General features: G+C 70.7%; 24 protein-coding genes and 1 pseudogene. 17 read left to right on the top strand and 8 right to left on the bottom strand.

Going from position 1 to position 24658, the window contains the following annotated elements:
* Nucleotides 1-33 precede the first annotated feature (33 nt).
* Nucleotides 34-495 (bottom strand): SRPBCC family protein, encoded by a 462-nt coding sequence (locus ABZS97_RS34000; protein ID WP_356144106.1) that lies wholly within the window; start codon nt 493-495, stop codon nt 34-36.
* Between the two features lie 105 nt (nt 496-600).
* The gene (locus tag ABZS97_RS33995) at nt 601-1380 is read right to left on the bottom strand and encodes a helix-turn-helix transcriptional regulator (protein WP_356144104.1); all 780 of its coding nucleotides are present in this window, start codon (nt 1378-1380) and stop codon (nt 601-603) included.
* A gap of 88 nt (nt 1381-1468) precedes the next feature.
* On the opposite strand from ABZS97_RS33995, the gene ABZS97_RS33990 reads away from it, so the two are divergent.
* Together ABZS97_RS33990 and ABZS97_RS33985 are read left to right on the top strand one after the other, a co-directional pair.
* Nucleotides 1469-2281, top strand: a complete 813-nt coding sequence (locus ABZS97_RS33990) for a phytanoyl-CoA dioxygenase family protein (RefSeq protein WP_356144112.1) — start codon at nt 1469-1471, stop codon at nt 2279-2281.
* A gap of 2 nt (nt 2282-2283) precedes the next feature.
* On the top strand, nt 2284-2553 hold the full coding sequence (locus tag ABZS97_RS33985; RefSeq protein ID WP_356144110.1) for a hypothetical protein: 270 nt from the start codon (nt 2284-2286) through the stop codon (nt 2551-2553).
* Here the strand turns inward: ABZS97_RS33985 and ABZS97_RS33980 are convergent, their stop codons facing one another.
* Nucleotides 2554-3405 carry a class II fructose-bisphosphate aldolase gene (locus tag ABZS97_RS33980; protein WP_356144102.1) on the bottom strand — a complete coding sequence of 284 codons (852 nt, stop codon included), beginning with the start codon at nt 3403-3405 and terminating at the stop codon, nt 2554-2556.
* Between the two features lie 113 nt (nt 3406-3518).
* A complete protein-coding gene (locus ABZS97_RS33975; protein WP_356144100.1) occupies nt 3519-4409 on the bottom strand; it encodes an SIS domain-containing protein in 891 nt (296 codons plus the stop codon).
* 124 nt (nt 4410-4533) lie between these two features.
* On the opposite strand from ABZS97_RS33975, the gene ABZS97_RS33970 reads away from it, so the two are divergent.
* From ABZS97_RS33970 to ABZS97_RS33955, 4 genes are all read left to right on the top strand, one after another.
* Nucleotides 4534-5313, top strand: a complete 780-nt coding sequence (locus ABZS97_RS33970; RefSeq protein WP_356144098.1) for a DeoR/GlpR family DNA-binding transcription regulator — start codon at nt 4534-4536, stop codon at nt 5311-5313.
* Nucleotides 5314-5491: 178 nt separating this feature from the next.
* A complete protein-coding gene (locus ABZS97_RS33965) occupies nt 5492-7702 on the top strand; it encodes an MMPL family transporter (protein WP_356144096.1) in 2211 nt (736 codons plus the stop codon).
* Nucleotides 7703-7880: 178 nt separating this feature from the next.
* The gene (locus ABZS97_RS33960; protein WP_356144094.1) at nt 7881-9092 is read left to right on the top strand and encodes a sensor histidine kinase; all 1212 of its coding nucleotides are present in this window, start codon (nt 7881-7883) and stop codon (nt 9090-9092) included.
* A complete protein-coding gene (locus ABZS97_RS33955) occupies nt 9089-9769 on the top strand; it encodes a response regulator transcription factor (protein WP_356144092.1) in 681 nt (226 codons plus the stop codon). Before ABZS97_RS33960 ends, ABZS97_RS33955 begins: the two co-directional genes overlap by 4 nt.
* Before the next feature lie 14 nt (nt 9770-9783).
* Here ABZS97_RS33955 and ABZS97_RS33950 read toward each other — a convergent pair whose 3' ends face one another.
* Nucleotides 9784-11007: an MFS transporter gene (locus ABZS97_RS33950; RefSeq protein ID WP_356144090.1), complete on the bottom strand. Its 1224-nt coding sequence runs from the start codon at nt 11005-11007 to the stop codon at nt 9784-9786.
* Between the two features lie 219 nt (nt 11008-11226).
* On the opposite strand from ABZS97_RS33950, the gene ABZS97_RS33945 reads away from it, so the two are divergent.
* Entirely contained in the window at nt 11227-12294 is a 1068-nt protein-coding gene (locus tag ABZS97_RS33945) for an AraC family transcriptional regulator ligand-binding domain-containing protein (RefSeq protein WP_356144088.1), read from the top strand.
* A 20-nt stretch (nt 12295-12314) separates the two neighbouring features.
* Here ABZS97_RS33945 and ABZS97_RS33940 read toward each other — a convergent pair whose 3' ends face one another.
* From ABZS97_RS33940 to ABZS97_RS33930, 3 genes are read right to left on the bottom strand one after another with little or no spacing between them, the layout of a single operon-like run.
* Nucleotides 12315-13739 (bottom strand): aldehyde dehydrogenase family protein, encoded by a 1425-nt coding sequence (locus ABZS97_RS33940; RefSeq protein ID WP_356144086.1) that lies wholly within the window; start codon nt 13737-13739, stop codon nt 12315-12317.
* A complete protein-coding gene (locus tag ABZS97_RS33935) occupies nt 13736-14611 on the bottom strand; it encodes an SDR family oxidoreductase (protein WP_356144084.1) in 876 nt (291 codons plus the stop codon). Before ABZS97_RS33935 ends, ABZS97_RS33940 begins: the two co-directional genes overlap by 4 nt.
* A complete protein-coding gene (locus ABZS97_RS33930) occupies nt 14608-15981 on the bottom strand; it encodes an NAD(P)/FAD-dependent oxidoreductase (protein ID WP_356144082.1) in 1374 nt (457 codons plus the stop codon). The genes ABZS97_RS33935 and ABZS97_RS33930 overlap by 4 nt, the downstream gene beginning before the upstream one ends.
* A gap of 343 nt (nt 15982-16324) precedes the next feature.
* Between ABZS97_RS33930 and ABZS97_RS33925 the strand changes: the two genes are divergently transcribed.
* From ABZS97_RS33925 to ABZS97_RS33880, 10 genes and pseudogenes are all read left to right on the top strand, one after another.
* Nucleotides 16325-17362 (top strand): right-handed parallel beta-helix repeat-containing protein, encoded by a 1038-nt coding sequence (locus ABZS97_RS33925; protein WP_356144080.1) that lies wholly within the window; start codon nt 16325-16327, stop codon nt 17360-17362.
* Nucleotides 17363-17644: 282 nt separating this feature from the next.
* Nucleotides 17645-17794, top strand: a pseudogene (locus ABZS97_RS33920) (peptidase M55); the annotation flags it as partial.
* Between the two features lie 19 nt (nt 17795-17813).
* Nucleotides 17814-18329 (top strand): hypothetical protein, encoded by a 516-nt coding sequence (locus tag ABZS97_RS33915; protein WP_356144078.1) that lies wholly within the window; start codon nt 17814-17816, stop codon nt 18327-18329.
* A 270-nt stretch (nt 18330-18599) separates the two neighbouring features.
* Nucleotides 18600-19016, top strand: coding sequence for a pyridoxamine 5'-phosphate oxidase family protein (locus tag ABZS97_RS33910; protein ID WP_356144076.1), 417 nt, complete (start codon nt 18600-18602; stop codon nt 19014-19016).
* 198 nt (nt 19017-19214) lie between these two features.
* Complete coding sequence (locus tag ABZS97_RS33905) at nt 19215-19709, top strand: MarR family transcriptional regulator (protein WP_356144074.1); 495 nt, start codon at nt 19215-19217, stop codon at nt 19707-19709.
* A gap of 162 nt (nt 19710-19871) precedes the next feature.
* Nucleotides 19872-20492, top strand: coding sequence for a DsbA family protein (locus tag ABZS97_RS33900; protein ID WP_356144108.1), 621 nt, complete (start codon nt 19872-19874; stop codon nt 20490-20492).
* A 34-nt stretch (nt 20493-20526) separates the two neighbouring features.
* Entirely contained in the window at nt 20527-21333 is an 807-nt protein-coding gene (locus ABZS97_RS33895; protein ID WP_356144072.1) for an MBL fold metallo-hydrolase, read from the top strand.
* A 5-nt stretch (nt 21334-21338) separates the two neighbouring features.
* Nucleotides 21339-21761, top strand: coding sequence for a nuclear transport factor 2 family protein (locus tag ABZS97_RS33890; protein WP_356144070.1), 423 nt, complete (start codon nt 21339-21341; stop codon nt 21759-21761).
* A 195-nt stretch (nt 21762-21956) separates the two neighbouring features.
* Nucleotides 21957-24026 (top strand): pectinesterase family protein, encoded by a 2070-nt coding sequence (locus tag ABZS97_RS33885; protein ID WP_356144068.1) that lies wholly within the window; start codon nt 21957-21959, stop codon nt 24024-24026.
* A 113-nt stretch (nt 24027-24139) separates the two neighbouring features.
* The gene (locus ABZS97_RS33880) at nt 24140-24520 is read left to right on the top strand and encodes an ANTAR domain-containing protein (RefSeq protein ID WP_356144066.1); all 381 of its coding nucleotides are present in this window, start codon (nt 24140-24142) and stop codon (nt 24518-24520) included.
* The last annotated feature ends 138 nt before the right edge of the window (nt 24521-24658 follow it).

The following is a 24658-nucleotide window of genomic DNA, read 5'->3' as shown; positions in this document are numbered from 1 at the left end:
CGGGAACTCCCCCGCCCGCCGCCGGCCCAAGCGTCAGCCGCCAGGTCGGATCCGCCCGCGCCAGGCTCCCGTTTCGCCGCCTCGGGACTCGATGTAGTCCTTGAAGCGCCGCATGTCGCCCTTGATACGGCGGTCGATGGTGTTGGTCCAGTCGGCCACCTTCTCGGCGGCGCCGGTCGGCTCGATGTCCATCACCATTTCCACGCGCGTGTGGGTGTCGTCCACGCGCTGGAACCTGACCGTGCCCTTCTGCTGGGTGTCGCCACTGATCGTTCGCCAGGTGATCCGCTCGTCGGGAAGCTGGTCGACGATCTCGGTGTCGAACTCGCGCCGCACTCCGCCGACCTTGGTGGTCCAGTGGTTGTGGCGGTCGTCGAGCTGCCTGATCTCCTCGACGCCTTCCATGAACTTCGGGAACTCCTCGAACTGTGTCCACTGGTTGTACGCGGCATGCACCGGCGCATCGACCTCGATGGTCTCTTTCACTGTGCTCATCGGAGAACTCCTTGGTTCGGCACGGGTACCGGTGCGGGTACCCGTCTGCGCTCGGCTATGCACGGTGCCGACGGCCCGATCGATCATGACGGGGCGGGCTCGTGGTCACACGGGGGCCGGGGTGCTCCGTAGCGCCCGGGGTGAGCCGCCCAGCTCACGGCGGCACGCCTTGTTGAAGGCCTGGAGGTCGGGAATCCCGACGGAAGCGGCCACCGCGGGGATGGAGAGGGTGGAGGCGCGCAGCAGGTGGTGGGCGCGCTCCAGCCGGCGGCGGCGGATGTAGGCGACGACGGTGGTGCCGGTCTCGGTGCGGAAGAGGCGGGTGAGGTGGTTGTGGGAGACCCCGGCGGCGCGGGCGATCTCCGGGACGGTGAGCGCGGTGGCGAGGCGGGCCTCGATGTGGGCGATCGCCGTGCTGACGGCGGGGTGCGGGCCGCTCGGCGTGGTGGCCGCCGGGCGCAGGTGGGCGACGCGCCACAGGGCGGTCCAGATCTCGGCGCGGGTGTGTTCGGGGGCTCCTGGGGCCGCCGCGACGGCTCGAAGCAGCAGGCCGGAGAGGGAGGAGAGCTCGGGGCCGGTGTCCTGGACCACCGGCACGGTGCGCGGTGGGCCGACGGGGGCGATGCGCAGGTGGGCGTAGAGGTGTTCCGAGCGGCCCTGGTAGCGGTAGCGGACCGTGGCGCCGGGCGGCACGAGGCTCACCCGGCCCGGGCGGATGAGGTGCGCCGTGCCGTCGACGGTCAGGTCGGCGTCGTACTGGTAGAGGTGCAGCTGCCACAGCTCCGGGAGGCGGAAGACGTCCGTGCCGCTCGCGACGCCGTGCACACCTACGCCGAGATTCTCGACGACGGGAGGTTCGCCGAGGTGGATCTCCGTCTCCAGCATGGTGAGAAATTACCAGTAGTGAGGAGCCGGGCCAACGCGCCGACGACAGCGCGGGTCCTACGTTTCAGCCATGACCCAGACCAACGCCATGATCCACACCAGACTCCTGAGTTCGGTCCGGATGGCGCACTTCGTGTCCCACGGATCGCTGCGGCTGGACGCGGTGGTCCCGGCGGAGCTGAACGCCGAGGCCATCGAGGTGCTGCGCGAGGGCGTGCCGGGCGTCCCTTACGGCAGCGGCGTTCCGGACGCCTACCCGGAGGGATCGTTCGTCCGCCGTCTGCTGGACATCCCCGACGTGGCAGGCGCGTTGCACAGTCTCGTAGGCCCCGGCCCCACCGTCGACCACCATGCCGTGCACGTCCGCGATCCCCGCGAGGGGCACGCGCAGCCGCTGCACGGGGACGCGATCATCGATGTCCGCACCGATGCCTTCGACGTCCAGCTGATGTATTACCCGCAGGACGTCACCCTCGACATGGGCGGCACACTGAGTGTGCCGGGCAGCCATCTACGGCGTACGAACGAGTCGGACACCGGTCGCTACCAGAACCTGCGCGGGCAGAACCGGCTCGTGTGCCCCGCCGGCACTGTGGTGTTTCTGCACCATGGACTGTGGCACGGCGGGCGGCGCAACGACAGCGACGCGGTTCGCTACATGTTCAAGATCCGCTTCAACCCGACCGTGCGCCAGCAACGCCTGTGGGACACCTCGGACCTCGGTGATCCGCGCGTCACCGAGGAGCTCTCGACGATGTTCCCGTGGTACGAGCACGCCACCGGCCGCCTGGAGGCCTACAACCGCGTGCTGTGGTGGCGGTCCCTCACCGGGGACGACTCGTTCGACATGGAGTACTGGGTGACCCGGGTCTCCAACCGCCCGCAAGGAGAGGTCGCATGAGCATCCGTCAGCAGGTTCTCGTTCTCTACCTGGCCACCTCCGCGCTGGACTCGGAGGTGGTCGGCTGGTCCGTCTACGACGGCACCGGCCGCACCTCGCCCACCACCGGGGACAGTGACGAACCCCCGTACAAGTCCGGCGTGCACGCCCTGGAGGACGGCTGGAGGCTGTTCCAGGCGGCGCAGTTGATCCCGCCGAATCCGGGTCACGAGTACGACGTGTCGTTCCTCAAGCACGAGTTCTTCTTCGAGAAGCTGGAGGAGCAGCGGTAGTCAGCCTCTCAGTACGCCGATGAGGTGCCCGACCGCCTGTGCCATCGCCTCCCGTCCCACACTGAGGTAGGTGCGCGAGTCGACCGCCTCGGGGTGGGCGGCGAGGTACTCCCGGATCGCGCCGGTCATCGCGATGTTCAGTGCCGTGCCGATGTTGACCTTGGCGATGCCGCCCGCGGTGGCGGCCGCCAGTTCGGTGTCGGGCACTCCGGAGGAGCCGTGCAGGACGAGGGGCACGTCCAGGGCGGCGGACAGGCGCTTGAGCAGGTTGTGGTCGAGGGTGGCGGTGCGCGTGGTCATGGCGTGCGAGCTGCCGATGGCGACGGCGAGGGCGTCCACTCCGGAGTCGGCCACGAAGGAGCGGGCCTCGGCGGGGTCGGTACGGGAGCCCGGGGCGTGCGCGTCAAGCGTTGGCGTGCCGTTCTTGCCGCCGACCTGCCCCAACTCGGCCTCGATCCACAGCCCTTGGGCGTGCGCCCAGTCGGCGGCGGCCCGGGTGGCGGCGAGGTTCTCCTCGTACGGCAGGCACGAGGCGTCGTACATCACGGAGCTGAATCCGGCGTCGGGCGCCTGCCGCAGCAGGTCGTCGCTCTGCACGTGGTCGAGGTGCAGGGCGACGGGGACCGAAGCGCGTTCGGCGGCCGCGGCCGCGGCACGGGCCAGTGGGAGCAGGCGTCCGTAGCGGAACTTGACCGCGTTCTCGCTGACCTGGAGGACGACGGGAGCGTTCACCGACTCGGCGCCCGCGATGACGGCCTCGACGTGCTCCAGCGTGATGATGTTGAACGCGGCCACCGCGGACCGCGCCCGGGCGGCCCCGGTGACCAGCTCACTCGTTGCTGCGAGGGACACGGCGGCATCTCCTTTTTCAGCGAACCCGGTTGGGCTGCGGATGGCTGTACAGCCGGCTGCAGAGAGCTCTGCAGCACGCTTCGGACGGCTCTGCGGCGCCGGTTTCAGTGATTTCAGTGAGCGGCGGAGTCGAGGATCACGGAGCGCGTGAGGTGCCGGGGCCGGTCCGGGTCCAGTCCACGTGCCGCGGCGAGGGCCACGGCCAGCCGCTGGGCGCGGACGAGTTCGGCGAGCGGGTCGAGGCCACCGGCCACCCACAACCCGCCGGTGGCACCGACCTGTTCGGCCAGTCCGTCGGGCGCCTCGCCGAACATCCAGGTGGCGGTGTCACGGGTGGTGATGCTGATGGGCCCGTGCCGGTACTCCATCGCCGGGTAGGCCTCGGTCCACGCCAGTGAGGCCTCGCGCATCTTGAGGCCGGCCTCGTTGGCCAGACCGACCGTCCAGCCGCGGCCGAGGAAGGTGAACTGCGTGCAGTCCACCAGCCCTTCGGGCAGCGGGGCCGCGAGCGCGGTGCGCGCGTCGGCGACGACGGCGTCGGAGTGCAGCCCGAGGTGGGCGCGGAGCAGCGTCAGGGCGCTGGTCGCGAACCGGGTCTGCACGACGGACTGTTCGTCCGCGAAGTCGAGCACGACCAGGTGATCGGCGGACCGCATCACGGGTGTGTGCGGGTCAGCGGTGATCGCCGTCGTGGGTGTACGCCCCTTCAGGCGCCCGAGGAGTTCGAGAACCTCGGTGGTGGTGCCGGACCGGGTGAGGGCGACCACCCGGTCGTAGGTGCGGCCTTCGGGGAACTCCGACGCGGCGAAGGCGTCCGTCTCGCCCTGCCCGGACTGTTCGCGCAGTACGGCGACGGCCTGCGCCATGAAGAACGACGTGCCGCACCCCACGATCGCGACCCGCTCCCCCGCCTCGGGCAGCGCGGCCCCCTGCGCCCCTGCCTCCTCTGCGGCGCGGATCCAGCACTCGGGCTGACTGTTCAGCTCGTTCTCGACATGGGTCATGCCGTACCCCTCCCAGCGATGCTTGTTCTTGCAAGATATAGGGGTCTTTCAATCACAATCAAGCATTCGGGGGGAAGTGGAGGGTGCGCTAGGGTCGCGGAGGATCGAGGAACGGAGAGTGCGGATGTCGCGCGACGCCCGCTGGAAGACCCTGCTGGAACTGCTCGTGGAGCGGGGCCGGTTGGACGTCGAGGAGGCCGCGGCCGAGCTGGCCGTGTCCGCCGCGACGATCCGGCGCGACTTCGACCAGCTCGCCGAGCAGCAGATGCTCGTGCGCACCCGGGGCGGCGCGGTCGTGCACGGCGTCTCCTACGAGCTGCCGCTGCGCTACAAGACCGCCCGCCACGCCTCCGAGAAACAACGCATCGCCAAGGCGGTGGCCGATCTCATCGCCCCCGGCGAGGCAGTGGGCCTCACCGGCGGAACGACCACCACCGAGGTGGCCCGGGCGCTGGCCGTGCGCAGTGATCTCACGTCCGGCTCCCCCGCGCTCACCGTGGTCACCAACGCGCTCAACATCGCCAACGAGCTGGCCGTACGCCCTCAGTTCAAGATCGTGGTGACGGGCGGGGTCGCACGTCCGCAGTCGTACGAGCTGATCGGCCCCCTCGCGGACGGCGTCCTCGGCCAGATCACCCTCGACGTGGCCGTGCTCGGTGTCGTCGCCTTCGACGTCGAGCACGGCGCCGCCGCCCACGACGAGGCGGAGGCCGCGATCAACCGGCTGCTGTGCGAGCGCGCCGAGCGTGTGGTCGTCGCCGCCGACTCCAGCAAGCTGGGCCGGCGTGCCTTCGCCCGGATCTGCGCCGCCGAGTCGGTGAACACGCTGGTGACCGACGCGGCGGTGGACGAGGACACGGTCCACCGCTTCGAGGACGCCGGGATCCGGGTCGTCGTGGTCTGACGCGCCCCGCCGTCCCCGTCTTCGTCCCCGGCGTCGTCTCCGCCCTGAGAGGTACGGGACGGGCGCCGTGTACTGCGATCTCAGTACGCCGGATTGTCGGCAGGCGCACGACGACGGGGCGGGGGTCCTGACGGGAGCCTTGAGAGGTTCCCGAATCAGATGTGGAGACCTCCGCCCCATGGCTACTTTCCTCTATCGGCTGGGCCGTCTGGCCTTCCGGCGGCGCTGGTATGTCGCCCTGCTCTGGGTGGCGGTGCTCGGCGCCGTCGGCGCGGGCGCGGCCACCGCGCCCGCCGCCCCCGACGAGGCGTCCTCCATGTCCGGTATCGAATCCCAGAAGGCGTTCGACCTGCTGGAGCAGCGGTTCCCGGGCTCGGCGGCCAACGGCGCCGGTGCCCGAGTCGTGTTCGTCGCCCCCGACGGGCAGAAGGTCACCGCGACCGACAACCGGGCGGTGATCGAGAAGTTCGTGACCGAGGCCTCCGACGGCTCACAGGTCTCCGGTGCGGTGAACCCCTTCCAGGCGAAGGCGGTGAGCAAGGACGCCTCGACCGCGTACTCGACCGTCAGCTTCAAGACCAAGGCCGACGACCTCACCGACACCAGCAAGCAGCACCTGGAGAGCGCCGTCGACCAGGCCCGGGACGCGGGCCTGACCGTCGAGGTGGGCGGCGACGCGCTGGCCACCAAGCCCGCGGCAGGCGGCAGCGCCGAGGCCATCGGCATCGCCATCGCCGCCCTCGTGCTGCTGATCACCTTCGGGTCGATGGCCGCGGCAGGGCTCCCGCTGCTGACCGCTGTCCTCGGCGTCGGCATCAGCACGGCGTCGATCATGGCCCTGGCCAGTGTCTTCGGCCTGTCCGCGACCACCGGCACACTGGCCAGCATGCTGGGCCTGGCCTGCGGCATCGACTACGCCCTGTTCATCGTCTCCCGCTACCGCGAGGAACGCGCCAAGGGACGCACGCCCGAGGAGTCCGCGGGACTGGCCGCCGGCACCGCCGGATCCGCGGTCGTCTTCGCCGGACTCACCGTGGTCATCGCGCTCGCCGGACTCTCCGTGGTCGGCATCCCGATGCTCACCAAGATGGGCCTGGCCGCCTCGGGCGCCGTGGTCATCGGCGTCCTCATCTCGCTCACCCTCGTCCCGGCCCTGCTCGGCTTCTGGCCGAACGCCGTGCTCTCGCGCCGCTCCCGCAAGCGCGGCCGTACCGAGGCGGGCGGGGAGAACAACGGCGGCAGCCGCTGGGCCCGGTTCGTGCTGCGCCGTCCCGTCCCCGTGCTCCTGCTCAGCGTCGTGGGTCTCGGCGCGGTCGCTCTGCCGGTGATGGACCTGCAGCTCGGCATGCCCGGCGACGAGGCCAAGTCCACCTCGACCACCGAGCGCCGCGCCTACGACGACCTCGCGGACGGCTTCGGACCCGGATTCAACGGCCCGCTGACCATCGTCGTGGACGCCAAGGGAGCCCCCGACGCGAAGGCAGCCGTGCGGACGATCACCGAGAAGGTCGGCGCCACCGAGGGCGTGGTCTCCGTCTCCCCGGCCCGGTTCAACCCCGCGGGCGACACCGCGGTCTTCTCCGCCACCCCCTCCACCGGGCCCGCCGACGAGAAGACCAAGGACCTCGTCCACAGCATCCGTGACGAACGCCCGGCGATCGACTCCACGACCGGGGCGACGTTCAAGGTCACCGGTACCACCGCGGTGAACATCGACGTCGCCCAGAAGGTCCAGGACGCGCTGATCCCGTACCTGATCGTGGTGGTGGGCCTGGCCATCGTCCTGCTGATGGTGGTCTTCCGGTCCGTCCTCGTCCCGATCAAGGCGGCCGCCGGCTTCCTCCTGTCGGTGCTCGCCGCCCTCGGCTCCGTCGTCGCGGTCTTCCAGTGGGGCTGGGGCGCCGGCCTCCTCGGCGTCGAGGAGACCGGTCCGATCATGAGCATGATGCCGATCTTCCTGGTGGGCATCGTCTTCGGTCTCGCCATGGACTACGAGGTCTTCCTCGTCGCCCGTATGCGGGAGGCCTACGTCCACGGGGACCGGCCCGCGCAGGCGATCACCACCGGGTTCCGGCACAGCGCCCGGGTCGTGGTCGCGGCCGCGCTGATCATGATGGCGGTGTTCTCCGGGTTCATCGGAGCCGGAGAATCCATGATCAAGATGATCGGCTTCGGGCTCGCCATCGCCGTCCTGTTCGACGCGTTCGTCGTCCGTATGGCCTTCGTGCCCGCCGTCCTCGCCCTCCTCGGCGGCCGCGCCTGGTGGCTGCCCCGCCTGCTCGACAAGGCGCTGCCCAACATCGATGTGGAGGGCGAGGCACTGACCCGCCACTCCGATCCCGCCCCGGCCCCGGCCGGCGACACCGACCGGGAGACGGCGCGCGTCTGACCCCCGGGACACGCGCCGGAGGGCCGCCTGTGCGACGACACGGGCGGCCCTCCTCGCCCGTGCTCCGACACGGGGCGGCCCAGGACCTCGTCGGCGGTACGGCGACACCCGCCGCCCTCGTCCCCGTGCGGGCCCGGCGTCGTCCACCATGGACGCAGTCCTTCGACCGGAGAAAGCAATGACCATCAGCCTGGAGCGGTACTCGGGCCGTCATCCGCGCCTCGCCGACTCGGCGGCCGCGCTGGCGCTGCTCGGATTCGCTCTTCTCGGTGCCGCGCTCAGCGCGCCGGGGGCGCAGCAGCCGCACCGGATCATGCCCTCCGCGCTGCTGTCGGGCCTCGCCTGTCTGACTCTCATGTGGCACCGCCGGCACCCGCGCACCGTCGTCGTGGTCACCCTCGGCTGCGCCATGGCCGCCAGCGTCCTGGGCTATCTGCTCAACCCGCTGCTGCTCGCCCCGGTCATGGCGGCGATGTACTGGCTGGCCCTGCACACGGACCGCAGGACCACCCGTCTCTTCCTCGGCGGGGCCGTCGTCACGATGACGGTGACCACCGTGCTCGCCGACCCGGGCGAGCACCCACTGATCCTGAGGACCATCGGCCCCGCCTTCTGGATACTGCTGCCGGTCGTCTCCGGCAGCGCGGCCCGGCTCCGGCACGCCTACTGGGAGGCCGTACAGGCCCGCGCCACCTACGCCGAGCGCTCCCGCGAGGAGGAGGCCCGGCTGCGCGTCGCCGAGGAGCGCATGCGCATCGCCCGTGAACTGCACGACGTCGTCGCCCACCACATGGCCCTCGCCAACGCCCAGGCCGGCACGGCCAAGCACCTCGCACGCAGCCACCCCGAGCAGGCCGAGAGGATCCTCGGCACACTCGCCGACACCACCTCGTCCGCTCTGCGCGAGCTCAAGACCACCGTCGGCCTGCTGCGCCAGGCGAATGACACCGACGCCCCGCTGGAGCCGGCCCCCGGGCTCGTCCGGCTCCCCGAGCTGACCGCCGCCTGCCGCAGCGCGGGCGTCAAGGTCACCGTCAGCACCGAGGGCACGGTACGGCCGCTGTCACCGGGCGTGGACCTGACCGCGTTCCGCATCGTGCAGGAGGCGCTCACCAACGTGACCAAGCACGCCTCGGCGGCCACGGTGCAGGTCGGGCTCGCCTACACGCACGACCGGCTGACCATCACGGTCACCGACGACGGAGCCGGGACGACCCCCGCCGCTCCTGCCCCGGGGCACGGCTTCGGTCTCATCGGCATGCGCGAACGCGCCCAGTCCGTCGGCGGCGACCTGCGAGCGGGCCGTCGCCCCGACGGCGGTTTCGAAGTCATGACAGCGCTGCCGCTGCACACCCCCACCGCCCGATCGGAAGAAGACCCCCGCACATGACCATCCGTGTCCTGCTCGCCGACGACCAGGCCCTGCTGCGGGCGACGTTCCGGATCCTCATCGACTCCTGCGACGACCTGGAGGTGGTGGCGGAGGCCGCCGACGGCGAGGAGGCGGTCGAGCTCACCCGGGTCCACCACCCCGACGTCGTCCTCATGGACATCCGTATGCCCGGCACGGACGGCCTGGCGGCCACCACCACCCTCTGCGCGGACCCGGCGCTGGCCGCCACCCGCGTGCTGATCCTCACCACGTTCGAGACCGACGAGTACGTCGCCCGGGCCCTGCGCGCCGGAGCCAGCGGCTTCCTCGGCAAGGACGTGGGCGCCGACGAACTCCTCGACGGCATCCGCACGGTGGCCTCCGGCGACTCCCTCCTGTCCGCCACGGCCACCCGCACCCTGATCACCCGCTTCCTCGCCGCCCCCGAGCCCGGCGCCCACCTCGCCCCGCCCGAGCGCCTTGCCGCCCTCACCGCCCGCGAACGCGAGGTGCTGGCCCTGGTCGCCGAGGGCAAGTCCAACACCGAGGTCGCCGAAGTCCTCTTCGTGAGCCCCCTGACCGTCCGCACCCACGTGCAGCGCGCCATGACCAAGCTCCACGCCCGCGACCGCGCCCAACTGGTCGTCATCGCCTACCAGTCGGGCTTCGTGCGCGCCACACCACCACCGAAGTGAGCACGCCGGCTCCGTCACACCGGAGCCGGCGCGGCCGGGGCAAAGGCGCGAGCGGTGAGCAGCAGTACGAGGACGAGGGCGGCGGGGGCGGCGTAGGCGAGACGGAAGTGCCCGGTGGAGCCGAGGATCCCGCTGACGGCTCCGCCGGTGATCACGCCGAGGTAGTTGAAGACGTTCAGCCGGGCCAGCACCGCCTCGGCCGCCTCGGGGCGCAGCCGCCCGGCGGAGGCGAGGCACAGCGGGGTGAGCGCGGAGACGCCCAGGCCCGCGCATCCGGCCGCCAGGACCGCTTGCGGCCAGCCGGGCGCCGCCGCCATCCCGGCCAGGGCGGCGGCCGTGAGAAGAGTCGCGGCGCGGATCACCGCGGCCGGCCCGGTTCTGCGGACGAGGTGGTCGGCGCAGGCCCGGCCGGTGACCGTGCCCACCTGGTAGGCCGCGTACGCGAGGGGTGCGACGGACAGGTCGGCGGCGAGCGTCTGGTGCAGGTAGACCGTCGACCACGCGGAGACGGTGGAGTCGACGACGTACGCGACCAGGAGGACGAGGCCGAAGGGGGCGAGCCGGGTCCACAGGTCCCGGCCGAGGGCGGTCGGTGGTGTCTCCGGCACGGCCGCCGGGGCCGGCGGAGCGGCGGGCAGGGGGTGCGTGCGGAGAGTCAGGGCCAGGAGCAGGACGAGGGCGGCCTGCCCGGTGAGGATGGCACTGGGCGGCCAGCCGAGGCGCGCTGTGCCCGCGGTCAGCAGTGCGGCGGCGACGCCGCCGGTGCTCCAGGCGGCGTAGAACGAGGCGAAGATGCTCCGCCCGTAGTGGCGTTCGACGGCCGTGGCGCGGGTGTTGGCGGAGACGTCGATGCCGCCGAGAGCCAGGCCGAACAGGAGGTAGCCCGCGGTCACGGTGGCCTGCTCCGGCGCCCAGCCGATGAGCAGCAGTGCGCCGGCGGCGGTCAGGACCGCACCGCGCATGGCGGCGACGGCTCCCCGGCGGCGGATCGCGGCCAGCCCGGCGAAGCTGCCGACGCCCGCGCTCAGCGCGACGGCGACGATCAGCGCGGTCGTCGCCGTCGCGGACAGGCCCAGGTGTTCCTTGACGGCGGGGACCGTCGTGGACACGGCGGCCACCGCGGCGCCCTGAGCGGCGAACACGGTGGCGGCCACGCGTCGGGCGCCCGGGTGCGGGCCCTTGCGCTCGGTCCGCCGCGGGAGCCGCATCTCAAGATCGGGAAGAGGGGTGGGAGACATACCGCGCCTTCGTTTCTCGGGCTGTTCGGGCTCGGCTCCGGCCGCGCGCGTACTCGGCCGGATCGTGGGTGGTGCGGGGTGCCGCCACCGTAGGGACGGCGGGGGAAGGTGGTGCAGGGCGTCGGCGGCCGGATGGGGGGCTTCGGCGGCCGGCACCACGACCGGTGGGGGTCCCGCTGCCTAGAGTGGGTGCACAAAGCCCTGGTGAGAGGGAAAGCGATGCCCGATGCTCCCGATCCGGCGAACCATCCCGGAACCAGCCGCAGCACCTCGGCGACCATCCAGCCGAACATCCTGCGCTACCTCGCCGTGGTCGCCGAGGAATACCGCGTCGACCTGCGGCCGCTGCTGACGGGCGTGGGGCTGGACGAGGACGTGATGCGTTCGGCGGAACTGCGGGTGTCGTACCGGCAGGGCAGTGCCGTGATCCGCCGGGCCGTGGAACTGACCGGCACGGAGCACCTGGGCCTGCGCGTCGGTGCCGCACAGCACCTGACCTCCTGGGGGCTTCTCGGGCTCGCCCTGATGGCCGGCGACACCCTGCGGGACGCCGTGGAGACGGGGGTGCGGTTCCAGAACCTGTCGGGGGCGATGGTCGTCTGGTCGGCCGAGGCCGAGGACACCGGTTACGTCGTACGCGCCGATCTGCCGGACCCCGCCCTCGATCCGGCCGTCGCGGACTTCCTTGTCCAGGAGGCGTTCTCCAGTGTCGTCACGCTGACCCGGCTGGCCGTGGGCGCCGAATTCGCGCCCCGGTCGGTGGAGTTCGCCTTCGCCGCCCCGCGGGACGCACGCCTGTTCCAGGAGTTGTTCCGCTGTCCGGTGCGTTTCGCGGCCGACCGCAACCGTCTGGTGATGCCCCGCGGATGGGCCGGGCGGGCCATGCCGGGCCGGGACCCGGTGACGTACGCCGCCGTCCTGGAGCTGCTGGAGGCCGAGATGGCCTCCCGCCGCGACCAGCAGGAACTGCTGGAGGTGCTGGAGGTCTCGATCGCGCAGAGCCTCCCGGCCGTCCCCTCCTTCGTCGAGCAGGCCCGCCGGCACGCTTCGAGTGAGCGCACGTTGCGCCGCCGGCTGGCCGAGTGCGGCACGACGTACGAGGCCGTGGCCGACGGGGTGCGGCGCGAGCGGGTGGAGCACCTGCTGCGCCGCCCCGGGCTGACCTTGCGGGAGGTGGCCCGCCAGGTGGGCTTCTCCGACGTACGCGCCCTGCGGCGGGCCGTGCACCGCTGGCACGGTGTGGCCCCGCTGCAGCTGCGCGACGACTTGCGGGAGCGGGAGCCCTGACCGTATGCCGCCGTGGGGGTTCAACGGGTGCGGATCCAGATCGTTTTCTCCCGGGTCCACTGGTCGAAGGCGGTGGTGGATTTCTCCGCGCCGCCGAACCCCGACTGCTTCCAGCCACCGAAGGGGGTGGTGATGTCGCCCTCGCTGTACGCGTTCACGGAGACCACACCGGCCTGAATGCCGTGCGCCAGGCGGAACGCGGCGTCGAGATCGCGGGTCCACACGGAGGCGGCGAGCCCGTACTCGGTCGCGTTCGCCCTGCGGACGGCTTCGGCCTCGGAGGTGAAGGTCTGGATCGTGACGACCGGACCGAACAGTTCCCGGGTCAGGACATCGCTGCCCTCGGGTGCGCCGGTGATCACCGTGGGCGGGTAGTAGGCACCCCGCGCCGGCAGGCCGTGGGGCAGCCCGGCGGTGTGGATCTGCGCCCCGGCGGCCCGGGCGCTGTCCACTGCGTCGGCGACCCGCTTGAAGGCGGCATGGCTGATCAACGGGCCTATCCGGGTGGTGGGTTGGGCCGGATCGCCGATGACCAGGTCCTTCGCGGCGGCGGTGAAGCGGGCGGTGACCTCGTCGGCGATGTCGCAGTGGACCAGCACCCGCGAGCCGGCCGTGCAGTTCTGACCTGTCGTCAGAAAGGCGGCCTTGATCATGTGGTCGATGAGCTCGTCGCCGAAGCCGAGCGCGTCGGGCATCAGCACCTGCGGGCTCTTGCCGCCCATCTCCAGCGAGACCCGTTTGAAGTTGGTCTCCGCCGCGTCGGCCAGGATGCGCCGTCCGACGGCGGTGGAGCCGGTGAAGGACAACGCCCCCACCAGCGGGTCGCGGGCGAGCGCGGTGCCGGCGACGGCGCCGTGACCGGGCAGTACCGTGAGCACGCCCTCCGGCAGGCCCGCCTCCGCCGCCAGCGCGGCCAGGTGCAGGGTTGAGCGGGGTGTCGCCTCGGCGGGCTTGAGCAGCAGGCTGTTCCCCGCGGCGAGAGCCGGTCCGACCTTCCAACTCGCCATGGCCAGGGGGTAGTTCCACGGCAGGATGGCCGCGGCCACCCCGACGGGCTCCCGGCTCACCAGCCCCATCTGGTCGTGCCCGGTGGGGGCGATCCGGCCGAAGACCTTGTCGACGGCCTCCGCGAACCAGCGAATCGACTCGATCGCGCCGGGTACGTCGCCGGTCCGGCACTCGGTGATCGGCTTGCCCGCGTCCTCGCTGTCCAGATGGGCGAGGATCTCGGCGTCGCGCTCCATCAGGTCGGCGAGACGCAACAGCACCGCGGCGCGCTCGCGCGGTGTCCGCCGCGACCACACGCCGCTTTCGAAGACCCGCTGGGCGTGCTCGGCGGCCCGCTTGACCTCGTACGCGGTCGAGGCGGGCAGGGTGGCGATCAGTTCACCGGTCGCGGGGTTGACGACGCGCAGCGCATCAACTGCCGTACGGGGCTTGGTCATGCTTCCTCCACCAGTTCCCAACGGCCGTCGGTGCGACGTGCCAGTCCTCTGCGGCGCAGGTCCTCCAGATAGCGCGCCAGGCCTCGCTCGCCGCGCCTGCGGAACAGCGGGAAGAGCCGGGGCAGCACATTCGGCGCCAGCATCGCGAGCCGCACCAGGCGGGACTCGCTCGGCCGCGGATAGACCTCGAGCCTGGGTCTGTCCAGCAGGCCGACCACGGCCGTGACGACGTCGGAGGGCTGCTGGGGCGGGTCCTGGAACTGCATCGAATTGCCGCCGTCCACCGCTTCCTGGCGCAGCATCCGGGTGTCGGTCGCCGACGGCAGGACCGAGCCGGCCCGGATGCCCTTGTCCCGCAGGTCGAGCGCGATGGAGAGCATCGCGCCGCGGAGCCCGAACTTCGAGGCGGTGTAGATCGGGGTCTCGCCGAGCGGGAAGATCCCGCCGAGGGACACCGTGGTGACGACCCGGGCGTCTTCGGAGGCCCGCAGCAGCGGGATCGCGATTCTGGTGGCGACGAGCGGGGAGAGCAGGTTGAGGTCGAGCTCTCGCTCGATGCTCTCGACGCTGCGCACGTCGAAGCGTTCGGCGCTGGTCATGCCGACGTTGTTCACGAGGACGTCCAGGCGGCCGTGGTCCGTGGCGATCCGGTCGAACAGTCCTTCCACCGCGTCGCGGTCGAGGAGGTCGCAACCGATCCCGAGGTGCCCGGCGCCGGGGAGTTCGGCCGCGACCTTCCGGGCCCTGGCCTCGTCGATGTCGACGACGACGCAGTGCGCGCCGCCGGAGGCGAAGCGTCGGCACAGGGCGCTGCCGATGCCGCCCGCGCCGCCCGTCACCGCGATCACCTTGCCGCGGAAGTCGTAGCTCACGAGACGACCGCCTCGGACGAGTGCTGCGCGGACGCCTCCTCGTTGCGTGCCGGCCCCGCGGGCGGCGGGTGGCCCTCGGTGCGCCAGCCCATCCGGGAGGCGACCTTGGCGAGGTACTTCACGATGGCGCCGCTGTCGACGTAGCCGGTGTGGCGGGGCGAGGCGACGAACTTCAGTCCGCCGGTCAGGTCCGGGCGGTCGCCGCGGATCATGCGGGCGAACAGCTCGGCGTTCGGCAGCTTCGCCTGCCTGTCGTGGATGTATCCGGCGATCAACTGCGCCTGGGTGTCAAAGAGTTGGTAGGCCCCGGAGTTGGTCTCCACGAAGCCGACGCCGAACAGGCCGTGGTGCTCGCGCGAGAACGCCGAGAGGTACAGGTCGGGGTGCTGTTCGTCGCCGAAGTACTTCTGCGCGGCGGGCACCTTGTGCACGTATCCGGTCGCCAGCAGAATCAGGTCGAAGTCGTCGCTGGTGCCGTCGGTGAAGTGCACCGTCCTGCCGTCGGTGCGGGCGATTGCGGGCCTGGCCGTGATGTCACCGTGCTGCAGATGATGGATCAGCATCGAGTTGACCGCGGGGTGGGTCTCGAACAGCTTGTGGTCGGGCTTTTGCAGGCCGAGGCGGCGCGGGTCGCCGTTGATGATCCTCAACAGCGCGCCGAAGACCCGCTGTTCGAGCCACATGGGCAGCTTCGGGCCGGAGGCGGCGATCGTGTCCACCGGGCGGCCGAACAGGTGCTTGGGGATGAACCAGTAGCCGCGCCGCATGCTGATCACCGCATGGTCGGCGAACCGGGCCGCGTCGCAGGCGATGTCGCAGCCCGAGTTCCCGGCGCCCACGACCAGCACACGCTTGCCGCGCAGCTCGTCGCCGCTGCGATAGCCGACGGTGTGGCGGATCTCGCCGCTGAACTCCCCCGGCAGATCGGGGATGTTGGGGTGCCACTGAGAGCCCGTGCACATCACGACCTGGCCATGGACGCTCTCGCGTCCGTCGGACCGGGTGACCGTCCAGGTCCCGTCGGTGTTCTTCGCCACGTCGCGGACCTCGACGCCGAACTCGATCCGCTCCTTCAGCCCGTACGCCTCGGCGAACGAGGTGAGATAGGACAGGATCTGGCGGTGCGGCGGGTAATCCGCGAAATGGTCGGGCATCGGCCAGCCGCCGAATGCGGAGAGGGTCCTGCTGGAAATGAAGTGGGCCGACTCGTACATCGGGCTGCCCGGGTTGTCGATGTCCCACACGCCTCCCGGCCCGGTGTGCCGCTCCAGGTGCGTGTAGGGCAGACCGCGCTCGGTGAGGGCTCTCGCGACGGCCAGCCCGGCCGGTCCCGCTCCTATCACGCATGTGTCGTACTGGGAATCCTGCACGAATCCGCCGCCCTTCCTCATGGCGTCTGTGACGCTTCGCCGGTGTTGGTGGAAAACCTATTCACCGGGAATTCAGCGGGAACTGACCTGCGCGGCCAGAGAGGGGACCCCAGCGGCCATACGGCTGCCGCCCCGAACGGGCGCCCTGACGAGCACCCGCACCCGGCAACCTTCCGCCCCTGGGCGACCACTGCCTCCCGAAGAGCCGTCGAAGCGTTGAAGCAGGCCGATGCGAACAGCGGGAGGACGCATGCGCCGTACGAGCAGATTCATCGGAGCGGGAGCAGGACCAGGAGCAGGAGCGGTAAGAGGCGGGACAGGGGCACGGGCATGGAGAGGGGCGGTGCTGGGCGCCGCGCTGTCGGCGTTGGCGGTACCGGCGCCGGCCGCGGCGGACGGGGCAGCCGCCGCTGCCACCCCGACCATCGTCGTGGCCGTGAACGGCGACGACACGGCGGCGGGCACCCTGGCCCATCCCCTGCGCACGATCCAGAAGGCCGTGGACATGGCGCAGCCCGGCGCCGTGATCGCCGTGCGCGCCGGCACGTACGCCCTCACGGACAACATCACGATCACCAGGTCGGGCACGGCGTCCCAGCCGATCTCGCTGGGCGCGTATCCGGGCGAGCGGGTCGTGATCGACGGTGAGCGACTGCCCGCGAGCCACACCCCCGTGGGCGGCAGCATCCCGCGCGCCGAGCGCGGCGCCGTCCACCAGGAGGCCTCCTACTGGCGGCTGTCCGGCCTGGAGATCGTGGACGGCCCGTACGGCGTCTACTGCGACGGCTGCAACAACAACGTCTTCTCCGCCCTGACGACCCACGACAACTACGAATCCGGCTTCCAGCTCCAGGGCGCTTCCAGCAACAACCGGATTCTCGACCTGGACAGTTACGCCAACCGGGACCCGCGAAAGAACGGCGAGAGTGCGGACGGTCTCGCCGTCAAGGAAGGGAGCGGCACGGGCAATGTGGTGCGGGGCGCACGACTGTGGAACAACGTCGACGACGGCTTCGACACCTGGAAGTTCACCTCCCCCATATTGATCGAGAACACCCTCGCGTACGGCAACGGCTTCAACCGCTGGAACTTCCCCGACTTCGCCGGAGACGGCAACGGCTTCAAACTCGGCGGTGGCAGCCCCGCCCCCGCCGTCGCCCACACCGTGCGCAATTCCCTCGCGTTCCAGAACGCGGCGCACGGCTTCACCGACAACGGCAACGCGGGGGGCGCTCACGCTGAGCCGCGACACGACGTACGCGAACAAGGGCACCGGATTCGACGTCGATGTCTCGGGCGGCAAGGCCACCCTCACCGGCAACCTGTCCCTCGTGGACGGACGCGCGGTCGCCCTCGGGTCCGGCACCACGTCAAGCGGTAACTCCTGGGATCTGGGCGGGACTTGGAACACATCCTCCGTCCTGAGCACGGACCCGAGCGCCCTCACCGGCGCGCGGAGGCCGGACGGCTCCCTCCCGTCCGCCCCGTCGTTCCTCGTGCCCCGTAGCGGGGTGAGCATCGGCGCCCGCTTCTGACCACGGGCGCCACCGGATCCCGGGCCGGGAACCGCTCGCCGCCTGGAGGACGTCCCCTCAGTGATCATGAAGGTTACCGAGGGGCGGACACCGTGCGGATCTACATCAGCGCCGACATGGAAGGCATGGTGGCCGCCACGCTGCTGGGCATCCCCGGAGTCACCACCAAGGACAGCCGCACCGTCCAGGCGCAGGGCCAACTTCCGGCCCTGTACCGTCAGTTCTGCGTGTGGATGCGGGTGGCGACATCCCTGACCAATCAGCCGCCGTACTGCTGAAGGGGCATAACCTCTGCCCGTGGACGGATCCCTGATGCTGAATCTCCTGGCCCTGGCCGTGTCGATCGGCGCCTTGACCACCTCGGTAGCGGCGTCGCGCAGGCAGTTGCGGCTGGCGCACAACTCCAACGTGCTGCCGATCATCATCGAGATGTTCAAGGAGACCCGCACCACGGATTTCCTGAGGTCCGTCGAGTACATCCGTTCCGAGTTGAGCGCTCAGCACGTCCACACCGACGGATACCGGCATCTGCCGGTCGAGCCCAGGGAGCACATACGGCGTGTGGGCCAGTTCTACGACGACATCGGCAAACTCGTCGCGCACGGCGTGGTCGACGAGCGGCTCGTGCTCGGCTCCTACAGCGTCAACGTCCAGCGCATGTGGCAGGCGCTGGCGCCGTACATCTACAGCGAGCGCGCTCAGCACGGCACCCTCACCATGACCTATTTCGAGGACCTGGCCGCTCGCGCCCGGCTGACCCCCGGCCCGGAGATTCACACGGACCTCGGCCTGCGTCGGCTGCCGCCCGTCTAGGGCCCCACCCCGGGCCTCCCGCACATCCCGCCCCGGAGGGATCGAGCCAGGCGCGGATGCTTCGATAGGGCCGACCGGCCCACGCATCGGCCCATGTGACCCCTGGAGGGGCACCCGCGCCCCAGGAGATCATGCAAGGGGCCCGTGGACGGGACGGGCGTACGCCCTCGTCATTCCGTCCGCGGAGAGAGGGTTGCCGAAGGTGATCGCAGTCGTGGGGGACCGGGGGCTCGCCGAGCGTCGGTGTGCGGGGCGGGCCGAGGGGGCGTCGTGAGCGCCGGCCCGCCTCCCCAGGTGCGCATGGTCGAACTGGGCCGCCACGAGGCCCTGAAACTGCTGGGCAGCGCGCAGTTGGGCCGGGTGGCCTTCACCGACCAGGCGCTGCCCGCGATCCGGCCGGTCAACCACGTCATGGACGGCGACACCATCGTGATCCGCACCCACAGCGGTTCGGCCCTCCTGAAACGCACGCTGGACTCCGAGGTCGTGGCCTACGAGGCCGATCTGCTCGACCCCGCGGCCCGCACCGGCTGGAGCGTGGTCGTCACCGGCATCGCGACCCGGGTGTCGGACCCCGACGACCTGGCCCGCTACCAGGCGCTGCTGGTCCCATGGGTCGACGCCGAGATGGGACATGTGGTGTGCATTCAGCCGGACATCGTGAGCGGGTATCGGCTGGAACGCTGAGGCGGGCGGACGCGGCGCATCAGGCCCCGGGTCGTTGTCCACGTCCGAGAAGTTGATCGCCACCCGCACCCGGCAGGCCGTGCCGCCGGGGAACCAGCCACTCGACGCCACCCGCAGCGGGCCGATCCACGGCATGATCAGTGCGGCACATGTCCGGCAGGCAGAGCAGGCGGAGCAGGGAGAAGGGACGGCGGTCGCGTGCGCGGTGACGCGGAGATCTCGACGGCGAAGGAAGCCGCCGACCATGACCTGATCCTGGCCTTCGGCAGGCTCCAGGGAGCGGCCAACCGGCTGGAGTACATCCTCGGGCGGGCGATTGAGGCGGAGTGCGGGATCAGCCACCTCATGTACGAGGTCCTGCTGATCCTCGGACGGGCGGACGGACCTGGGCTTTCGATGCGGGCCATCGGCCGGGAGCAGGTGATCAGTACGGGCGGGGTCACCCGCCTGGTGGACCGGATGGAGGCGGCCGGGCTGGTGGAGCGCACCGACGACCCCGACGACCGCCGCGGCCGGCTCGTGCGGCTGACCCCGCTGGGCGAGGAAACGGCCGTACGCGCGTCCCATGTGCACGTGGAGAACATCAAGCGCTACTTCCTCGAGCCGCTGCCCGAAGACCATCGCGAGCGCTTCGCGGAGGATCTGCGGATCCTCAGCCACGCGGCCCGTGACCTGCTGCCCCGCATGCCCTGAGCCTCCGGGACCGGCCGGGCGACCAGCTCCTCTCGGGGCGCGCCCCTTTCCCCGTCATGTGAGACTCAGGTCACACCTGGGGGGAAATATCTGACTGCGCAGATACTGTTGTGTCAGATGAATCGCTCGCGTCGGGTGAGCGCCCCACCGGTAGAGGTCCTCATGAAGCTCGTCTACGTCTTCGACGCCTACTGCGGCTGGTCGCACGGGTTCTCCCGCACTCTGCTGGAAACCTCCGCGCTCCACCCCGAGCTGCCCGTGGAGGTCGTCTCGGGAGGCCTGTTCACCGGGTCCCGCCGGGTGCCGATCCGCGAGTTCGGCTACGTACAGGGCGCGAACGCCAAGATCGCCGAGCTGACCGGGGCCGAGTTCGGCGAGGGCTACGCACGACTGATCGCCGACGGCTCCTTCGTGATGGACTCCTCGGCCGCCGCCCGTGGGGTCGCCGCCCTGCGCCAGACGGCCCCCGACCGGGCGGCGGAGCTGGCCACGGCGCTCCAGCGGGCCTTTTACGTCGACGGCCACAGCCTGTCCGACGCGCGGACGTACCGCACGGTCGCCGAGGCGGCCGGACTCGACGCCGAGTCCGTGGTCGCGGCCTTCGCCTCGCCCGCGGCCGAGGCGGCCGCCCTCTCCGACGTCAGCCGCGCCGCCGAGCTGGGCGTCGACGGATTCCCCACCCTTCTCGCGGTGGACGGCGAGCGCGTCACCGTGCTCGCCCGCGGTCACGCCACCACCGACGAGGTGTCCCGACGCCTGTCCGCCTTCACCACCGTCTCCTGATCCGCTCCCCCTACCTCACCCCCAAGGAGCTTCCATGAGCACGCTCGACTTCACCGTCCTGGACCTCGACTTCCCGGCCGGCAGCAAGAACAAGACGGCCACCCTCGTCACCGGTGAGAGTGAGGCACTGCTGGTCGACGCCGCTTTCACCCGCGCCGACGGACACCGGCTCGCCGCCGCCGTCCTGGACTCCGGCAAGACGCTGACCACCGTCTTCGTCAGCCACGCCGACCCGGACTTCTACTTCGGCGCCGAAGTACTCGCCGACGCCTTCCCCGAGGCCGTGTTCGTGGCGACCCCGCTGGTCATCGAGCACATCCGCGACTCCTACGAAGGCAAGCTCAAGGCGTGGGCGGCGCTCGGCCCGAACCTGCCCACCCGGCTGATCGACCTCAAGCCGCTGACCGGCGACCTCACCCTCGAAGGCCACCGCTTCCAGCTCAAGGGCGGCATCGCCGAGCTGCCCGACCGCCACTACCTGTGGCAGGCCGAACAGCGCGTCCTGCTCGGCGGGGTGCTGCTGTTCCAGCAGGAACACGTCTGGGTCGCCGACACCGCCACGCCCGAACAGCGCGCCGCCTGGATCGGCCTGCTGGACGAGATGGCCGCCCTCGACCCGCAGCTGGTCGTGCCCGGCCACCGGCTGCCCGGGACGCCTGCCGACGCCACCGCCCTCACCCACACCCGCGCCTACCTCGTCGCGTTCGAGGAGGAGCTCGCCAAGGCCGCCGCCGGCGCCGCGCTGACCGACGCGCTCGTCAAGCGATACCCCGACCACGGCATGCTGATCGCCGCCCAGATCGGCGCGAAGGTCGCCAAGGGCGAAATGAAGTGGGGCTGACCGACATGACCGACCACCTCACCGACTTCACCCGCTCCACCGCCCCGGCCGACGTGGTCCGACGCCAGTACCTGGCCTCGGCCGCCGGCGACCTCGACGCGCTGCGGGCCACCCTCGCCCCCGACGTGGAGTGGACCGAGATGGCGGGCTTCCCCCTCGCGGGCACCTACCGCACCCCCGAGGGCGTCACCGCGAACGTGATGGAGCAGCTCGGCAAGGCGTGGGACGGCTGGGCCGCCCATGACGACACCTACGTCGTCGACGGCGAGAACGTCGTCGTCCTCGCCCGCTACACGGCGGCCAACAAGGCCACCGGCAAGGCGATCGCCGTACGGGTGGCCCATCACTTCGTCGTACGCGGCGGCCTGATCGTGCGCTTCGAGCAGTTCGTGGACACCGCCAAGGTCCGCGACGCCATGGCCCCGTAGGACGCCTGGCAAGGTGCGCTCACGCCGGGCGAGGAGACACCCCTCGTCCGGCGTGAGCGCCTGCCGACCGAACAGCCACGTGCCGCACACAGCCGGCGAATCGTCCACGACACGGCGCCAACATTCCCGGCAACCTTTTCTCGACGGGTGACGACTGATCAACAACCGTCCCCGCACAGGAAAAGGAACAGCGTAATGAGTGAGCTCCGTGGCAAGGCCCGGCACCGCAGGTGCAGAAGCACTCTGATCGTCGGCATCCCCCTCGCGCTGGCCGCCGCCGGCACGCTCGCCTACGGAACCGTCTTCGGGGTGTTCGGCGAGGACGCCCAGCCGAAGGCCTCCGCCGCCACCGTGCCCGCCTGGGCCACCGCGACCGCCGACGGCTTCGCGTCGGTGAACGCGCTGGGGCAGAACGGGACTTACGGCGGGCGGGGCGGCACGATCGTCACCGTGAAGACCCTCGCGGACCTGGAGAAGTACGCGACGGCCCAGGATCCGTACGTCATCGTCGTGGCCGCGGCGATCACGATGGACCCCAAGGGCAAGGAGATCAAGGTCGCCTCGAACAAGACGATCATCGGCTCCGGCAGGTCCGGACACATCGTCGGCGGCGGCTTCTTCCTCGGCCAGGGCGTGCACAACGTGATCATCCGCAACCTGACGATCCGGGACGCCTACATGGGCACCTGGAACGACAAGGAGCACGACTACGACGGCATCCAGATGGACGGCGCCCACCATGTGTGGATCGACCACAACGACATCCATCACATGGCCGACGGCTTGATCGACAGCCGCAAGGACACCACCTACCTGACGGTGTCGTACAACAAGCTGAGCAACGAGAACAAGGCGTTCGGAATCGGCTGGACCGACAACACCACCGCGGACATCACGATCCACCACAACTGGATCCGCGAGACCGAGCAGCGCAACCCGTCGACCGACAACGTCGCCCACGCACATCTCTACAACAACTACCTGCAGGACGACGCCGGCACGGACATCACGTCCTCGTACGGCAACTACGCGCGCGGCAAAACGAACATGCTGCTGGAGAACTCCTACTTCCAGGGCATGAACAACCCCGTCATCCGGGACAGCACCGCCACGCTCGTGCAGCGCGGCAACGTCTTCTCCGGCACCAGCGGCCGCAACGAACAGGGCGGCAGCGGCGCGGCCTTCGACCCGAAGACCTATTACAGCTACACCCCGGACAAGGCGGCCGACGTACCGGCGCTGCTCAAGTCCAAGGCGGGGCCGCAGAGTTCGCTCGGCACGACCGTCACGACGACGAGCACCTCGTCCGGTACGACCCTGACGGTGGCGGCGGACGGGTCCGGCCAGTACAGGACGGTCCAGGCCGCCGTCGACGCGGTGCCCGCGAACAACGCCTCCCGCGTCACGATCGCGGTCAAGCCGGGCACGTACCGCGAGACGGTCAAGGTGCCCTCCAACAAACCGCACCTCACCATCCAGGGCACGGGCAGCAGCCGTAAGAGCACCGTGATCGTCTACAACAACGCGGCCGGCACCAAGAAGCCCGACGGCACGACGTACGGCACGGCCGGCAGCGCCACCGTCGCGGTCGAGGCCGACGACTTCCAGGCCCGCAACCTGACGGTCACCAACGACTTCGACGAGGGCGCGAACCAGAACGTCACCGGTCACCAGGCCGTCGCCCTGCGCACCGCCGCCGACAAGGTCCTCCTCGACAGCCTCATCGTCAACGGCGACCAGGACACCCTGGAGATGGAGACCGCCGGTGCGGACAAGCTCGGCCGCGTGTACGTCACCAACTCCTACGTCACCGGCAATGTCGACTTCGTCTTCGGCCGGGCCACCGCGGTGATCGACCACTCCGTCATCACGCTGAAGAAGCGCTGGGACGGCTCCTCGGCCGGTTTCGTCACCGCGCCGAGCACGGCGGCGAACCGCAAGGGCTTCCTCATCAACAACACCACGGTGAACGGCGACGTCTCGGCCGCCAGCTTCTCACTCGGCCGCAACTGGCACCCGGGCGGCAGCACCACGGTCGACCCCCAGACGACGTTCCGCAACTCCACCCTGAGCTCCGCGATCAGGTCGGCCCCGTGGTCCGACATGGGCGGCTTCTCGTGGAAGGACGACCGCTTCGCGGAGTACAAGAACACCGGCGCCGGTGCGGGCGCCGCGAGCAGTGACCGCCCCCAGCTCACGGATGCCCAGGCCAAGGACCAGACGGTCGCTGCCTGGCTCGGCGACTGGACGCCGACCGCTTCCTGACAGGGGCTTCCGGGCAATCCGAGGCTCCGCGCACTGGCATCCGGCGGCCGGAATGGCGACCATGGAGTCGAAGGAGGGTATGGACTGTCCCGCACGCGTACTCGGAGGCGATGATGCCCTCAGACGTCCGCCCGGCCGGCACCGAGCCGCCCGGCGGTCCCGACGAAGGGGTCTCGTCCGTCGACGCGACGACGGACGAGATCTTCGAACTACAGGAGGAGATCGGCCAGCTGAAGCAGGCCATCACCTCTCACGCCGTCGTGGACCAGGCGATCGGCATGATGGTCGCCCTGGGCCGGGTCACGCCTGATCAGGGGTGGGTCGTCTTGCAGGAGGTCTCCCAGCACACGAACGTGAAACTGCGCGACATCGCGGAGATGATCATCGCTTGGGGCGGCGAGGGAGACATGCGGCCCGATGTCCGCGCCGTCCTGGAGGAGACGCTCGACAAGTACGGGCCCACCCAGATCCCCGACGATCCGCCCGACCCGTAGACACTGCCCGGCCCTGGGGTGTTTCGACTGCACCACGGGGTCAACCCGAGAGGAAGCGACGCACTGCGAATCGTTCCCGGGAGGGTTCGGCAGTGAGCTCGCCGCCCGGCCGCCCGGAACAGGTCTCCCTGTTCCGGG

Source organism: Streptomyces sp. NPDC005485, assembly GCF_040606085.1.
Taxonomy (GTDB): domain Bacteria; phylum Actinomycetota; class Actinomycetes; order Streptomycetales; family Streptomycetaceae; genus Streptomyces.
The sequence above is the reverse complement of the archived record's forward strand: the minus strand, read 5'-3'. Positions and strand labels throughout refer to the sequence as shown.

Coding starts and splice junctions, on each gene's coding strand:
- ABZS97_RS34000 (WP_356144106.1), bottom strand. CDS start 495: ATGAGCACAGTGAAAGAGACCATCGAGGTCGATGCGCCGGTGCATGCC.
- ABZS97_RS33995 (WP_356144104.1), bottom strand. CDS start 1,380: ATGCTGGAGACGGAGATCCACCTCGGCGAACCTCCCGTCGTCGAGAAT.
- ABZS97_RS33990 (WP_356144112.1), top strand. CDS start 1,469: ATGATCCACACCAGACTCCTGAGTTCGGTCCGGATGGCGCACTTCGTG.
- ABZS97_RS33975 (WP_356144100.1), bottom strand. CDS start 4,409: ATGACCCATGTCGAGAACGAGCTGAACAGTCAGCCCGAGTGCTGGATC.
- ABZS97_RS33970 (WP_356144098.1), top strand. CDS start 4,534: ATGTCGCGCGACGCCCGCTGGAAGACCCTGCTGGAACTGCTCGTGGAG.
- ABZS97_RS33965 (WP_356144096.1), top strand. CDS start 5,492: ATGGCTACTTTCCTCTATCGGCTGGGCCGTCTGGCCTTCCGGCGGCGC.
- ABZS97_RS33960 (WP_356144094.1), top strand. CDS start 7,881: ATGACCATCAGCCTGGAGCGGTACTCGGGCCGTCATCCGCGCCTCGCC.
- ABZS97_RS33955 (WP_356144092.1), top strand. CDS start 9,089: ATGACCATCCGTGTCCTGCTCGCCGACGACCAGGCCCTGCTGCGGGCG.
- ABZS97_RS33950 (WP_356144090.1), bottom strand. CDS start 11,007: ATGTCTCCCACCCCTCTTCCCGATCTTGAGATGCGGCTCCCGCGGCGG.
- ABZS97_RS33945 (WP_356144088.1), top strand. CDS start 11,227: ATGCCCGATGCTCCCGATCCGGCGAACCATCCCGGAACCAGCCGCAGC.
- ABZS97_RS33940 (WP_356144086.1), bottom strand. CDS start 13,739: ATGACCAAGCCCCGTACGGCAGTTGATGCGCTGCGCGTCGTCAACCCC.
- ABZS97_RS33900 (WP_356144108.1), top strand. CDS start 19,872: ATGAAGCTCGTCTACGTCTTCGACGCCTACTGCGGCTGGTCGCACGGG.
- ABZS97_RS33895 (WP_356144072.1), top strand. CDS start 20,527: ATGAGCACGCTCGACTTCACCGTCCTGGACCTCGACTTCCCGGCCGGC.
- ABZS97_RS33890 (WP_356144070.1), top strand. CDS start 21,339: ATGACCGACCACCTCACCGACTTCACCCGCTCCACCGCCCCGGCCGAC.
- ABZS97_RS33885 (WP_356144068.1), top strand. CDS start 21,957: ATGAGTGAGCTCCGTGGCAAGGCCCGGCACCGCAGGTGCAGAAGCACT.
- ABZS97_RS33880 (WP_356144066.1), top strand. CDS start 24,140: ATGCCCTCAGACGTCCGCCCGGCCGGCACCGAGCCGCCCGGCGGTCCC.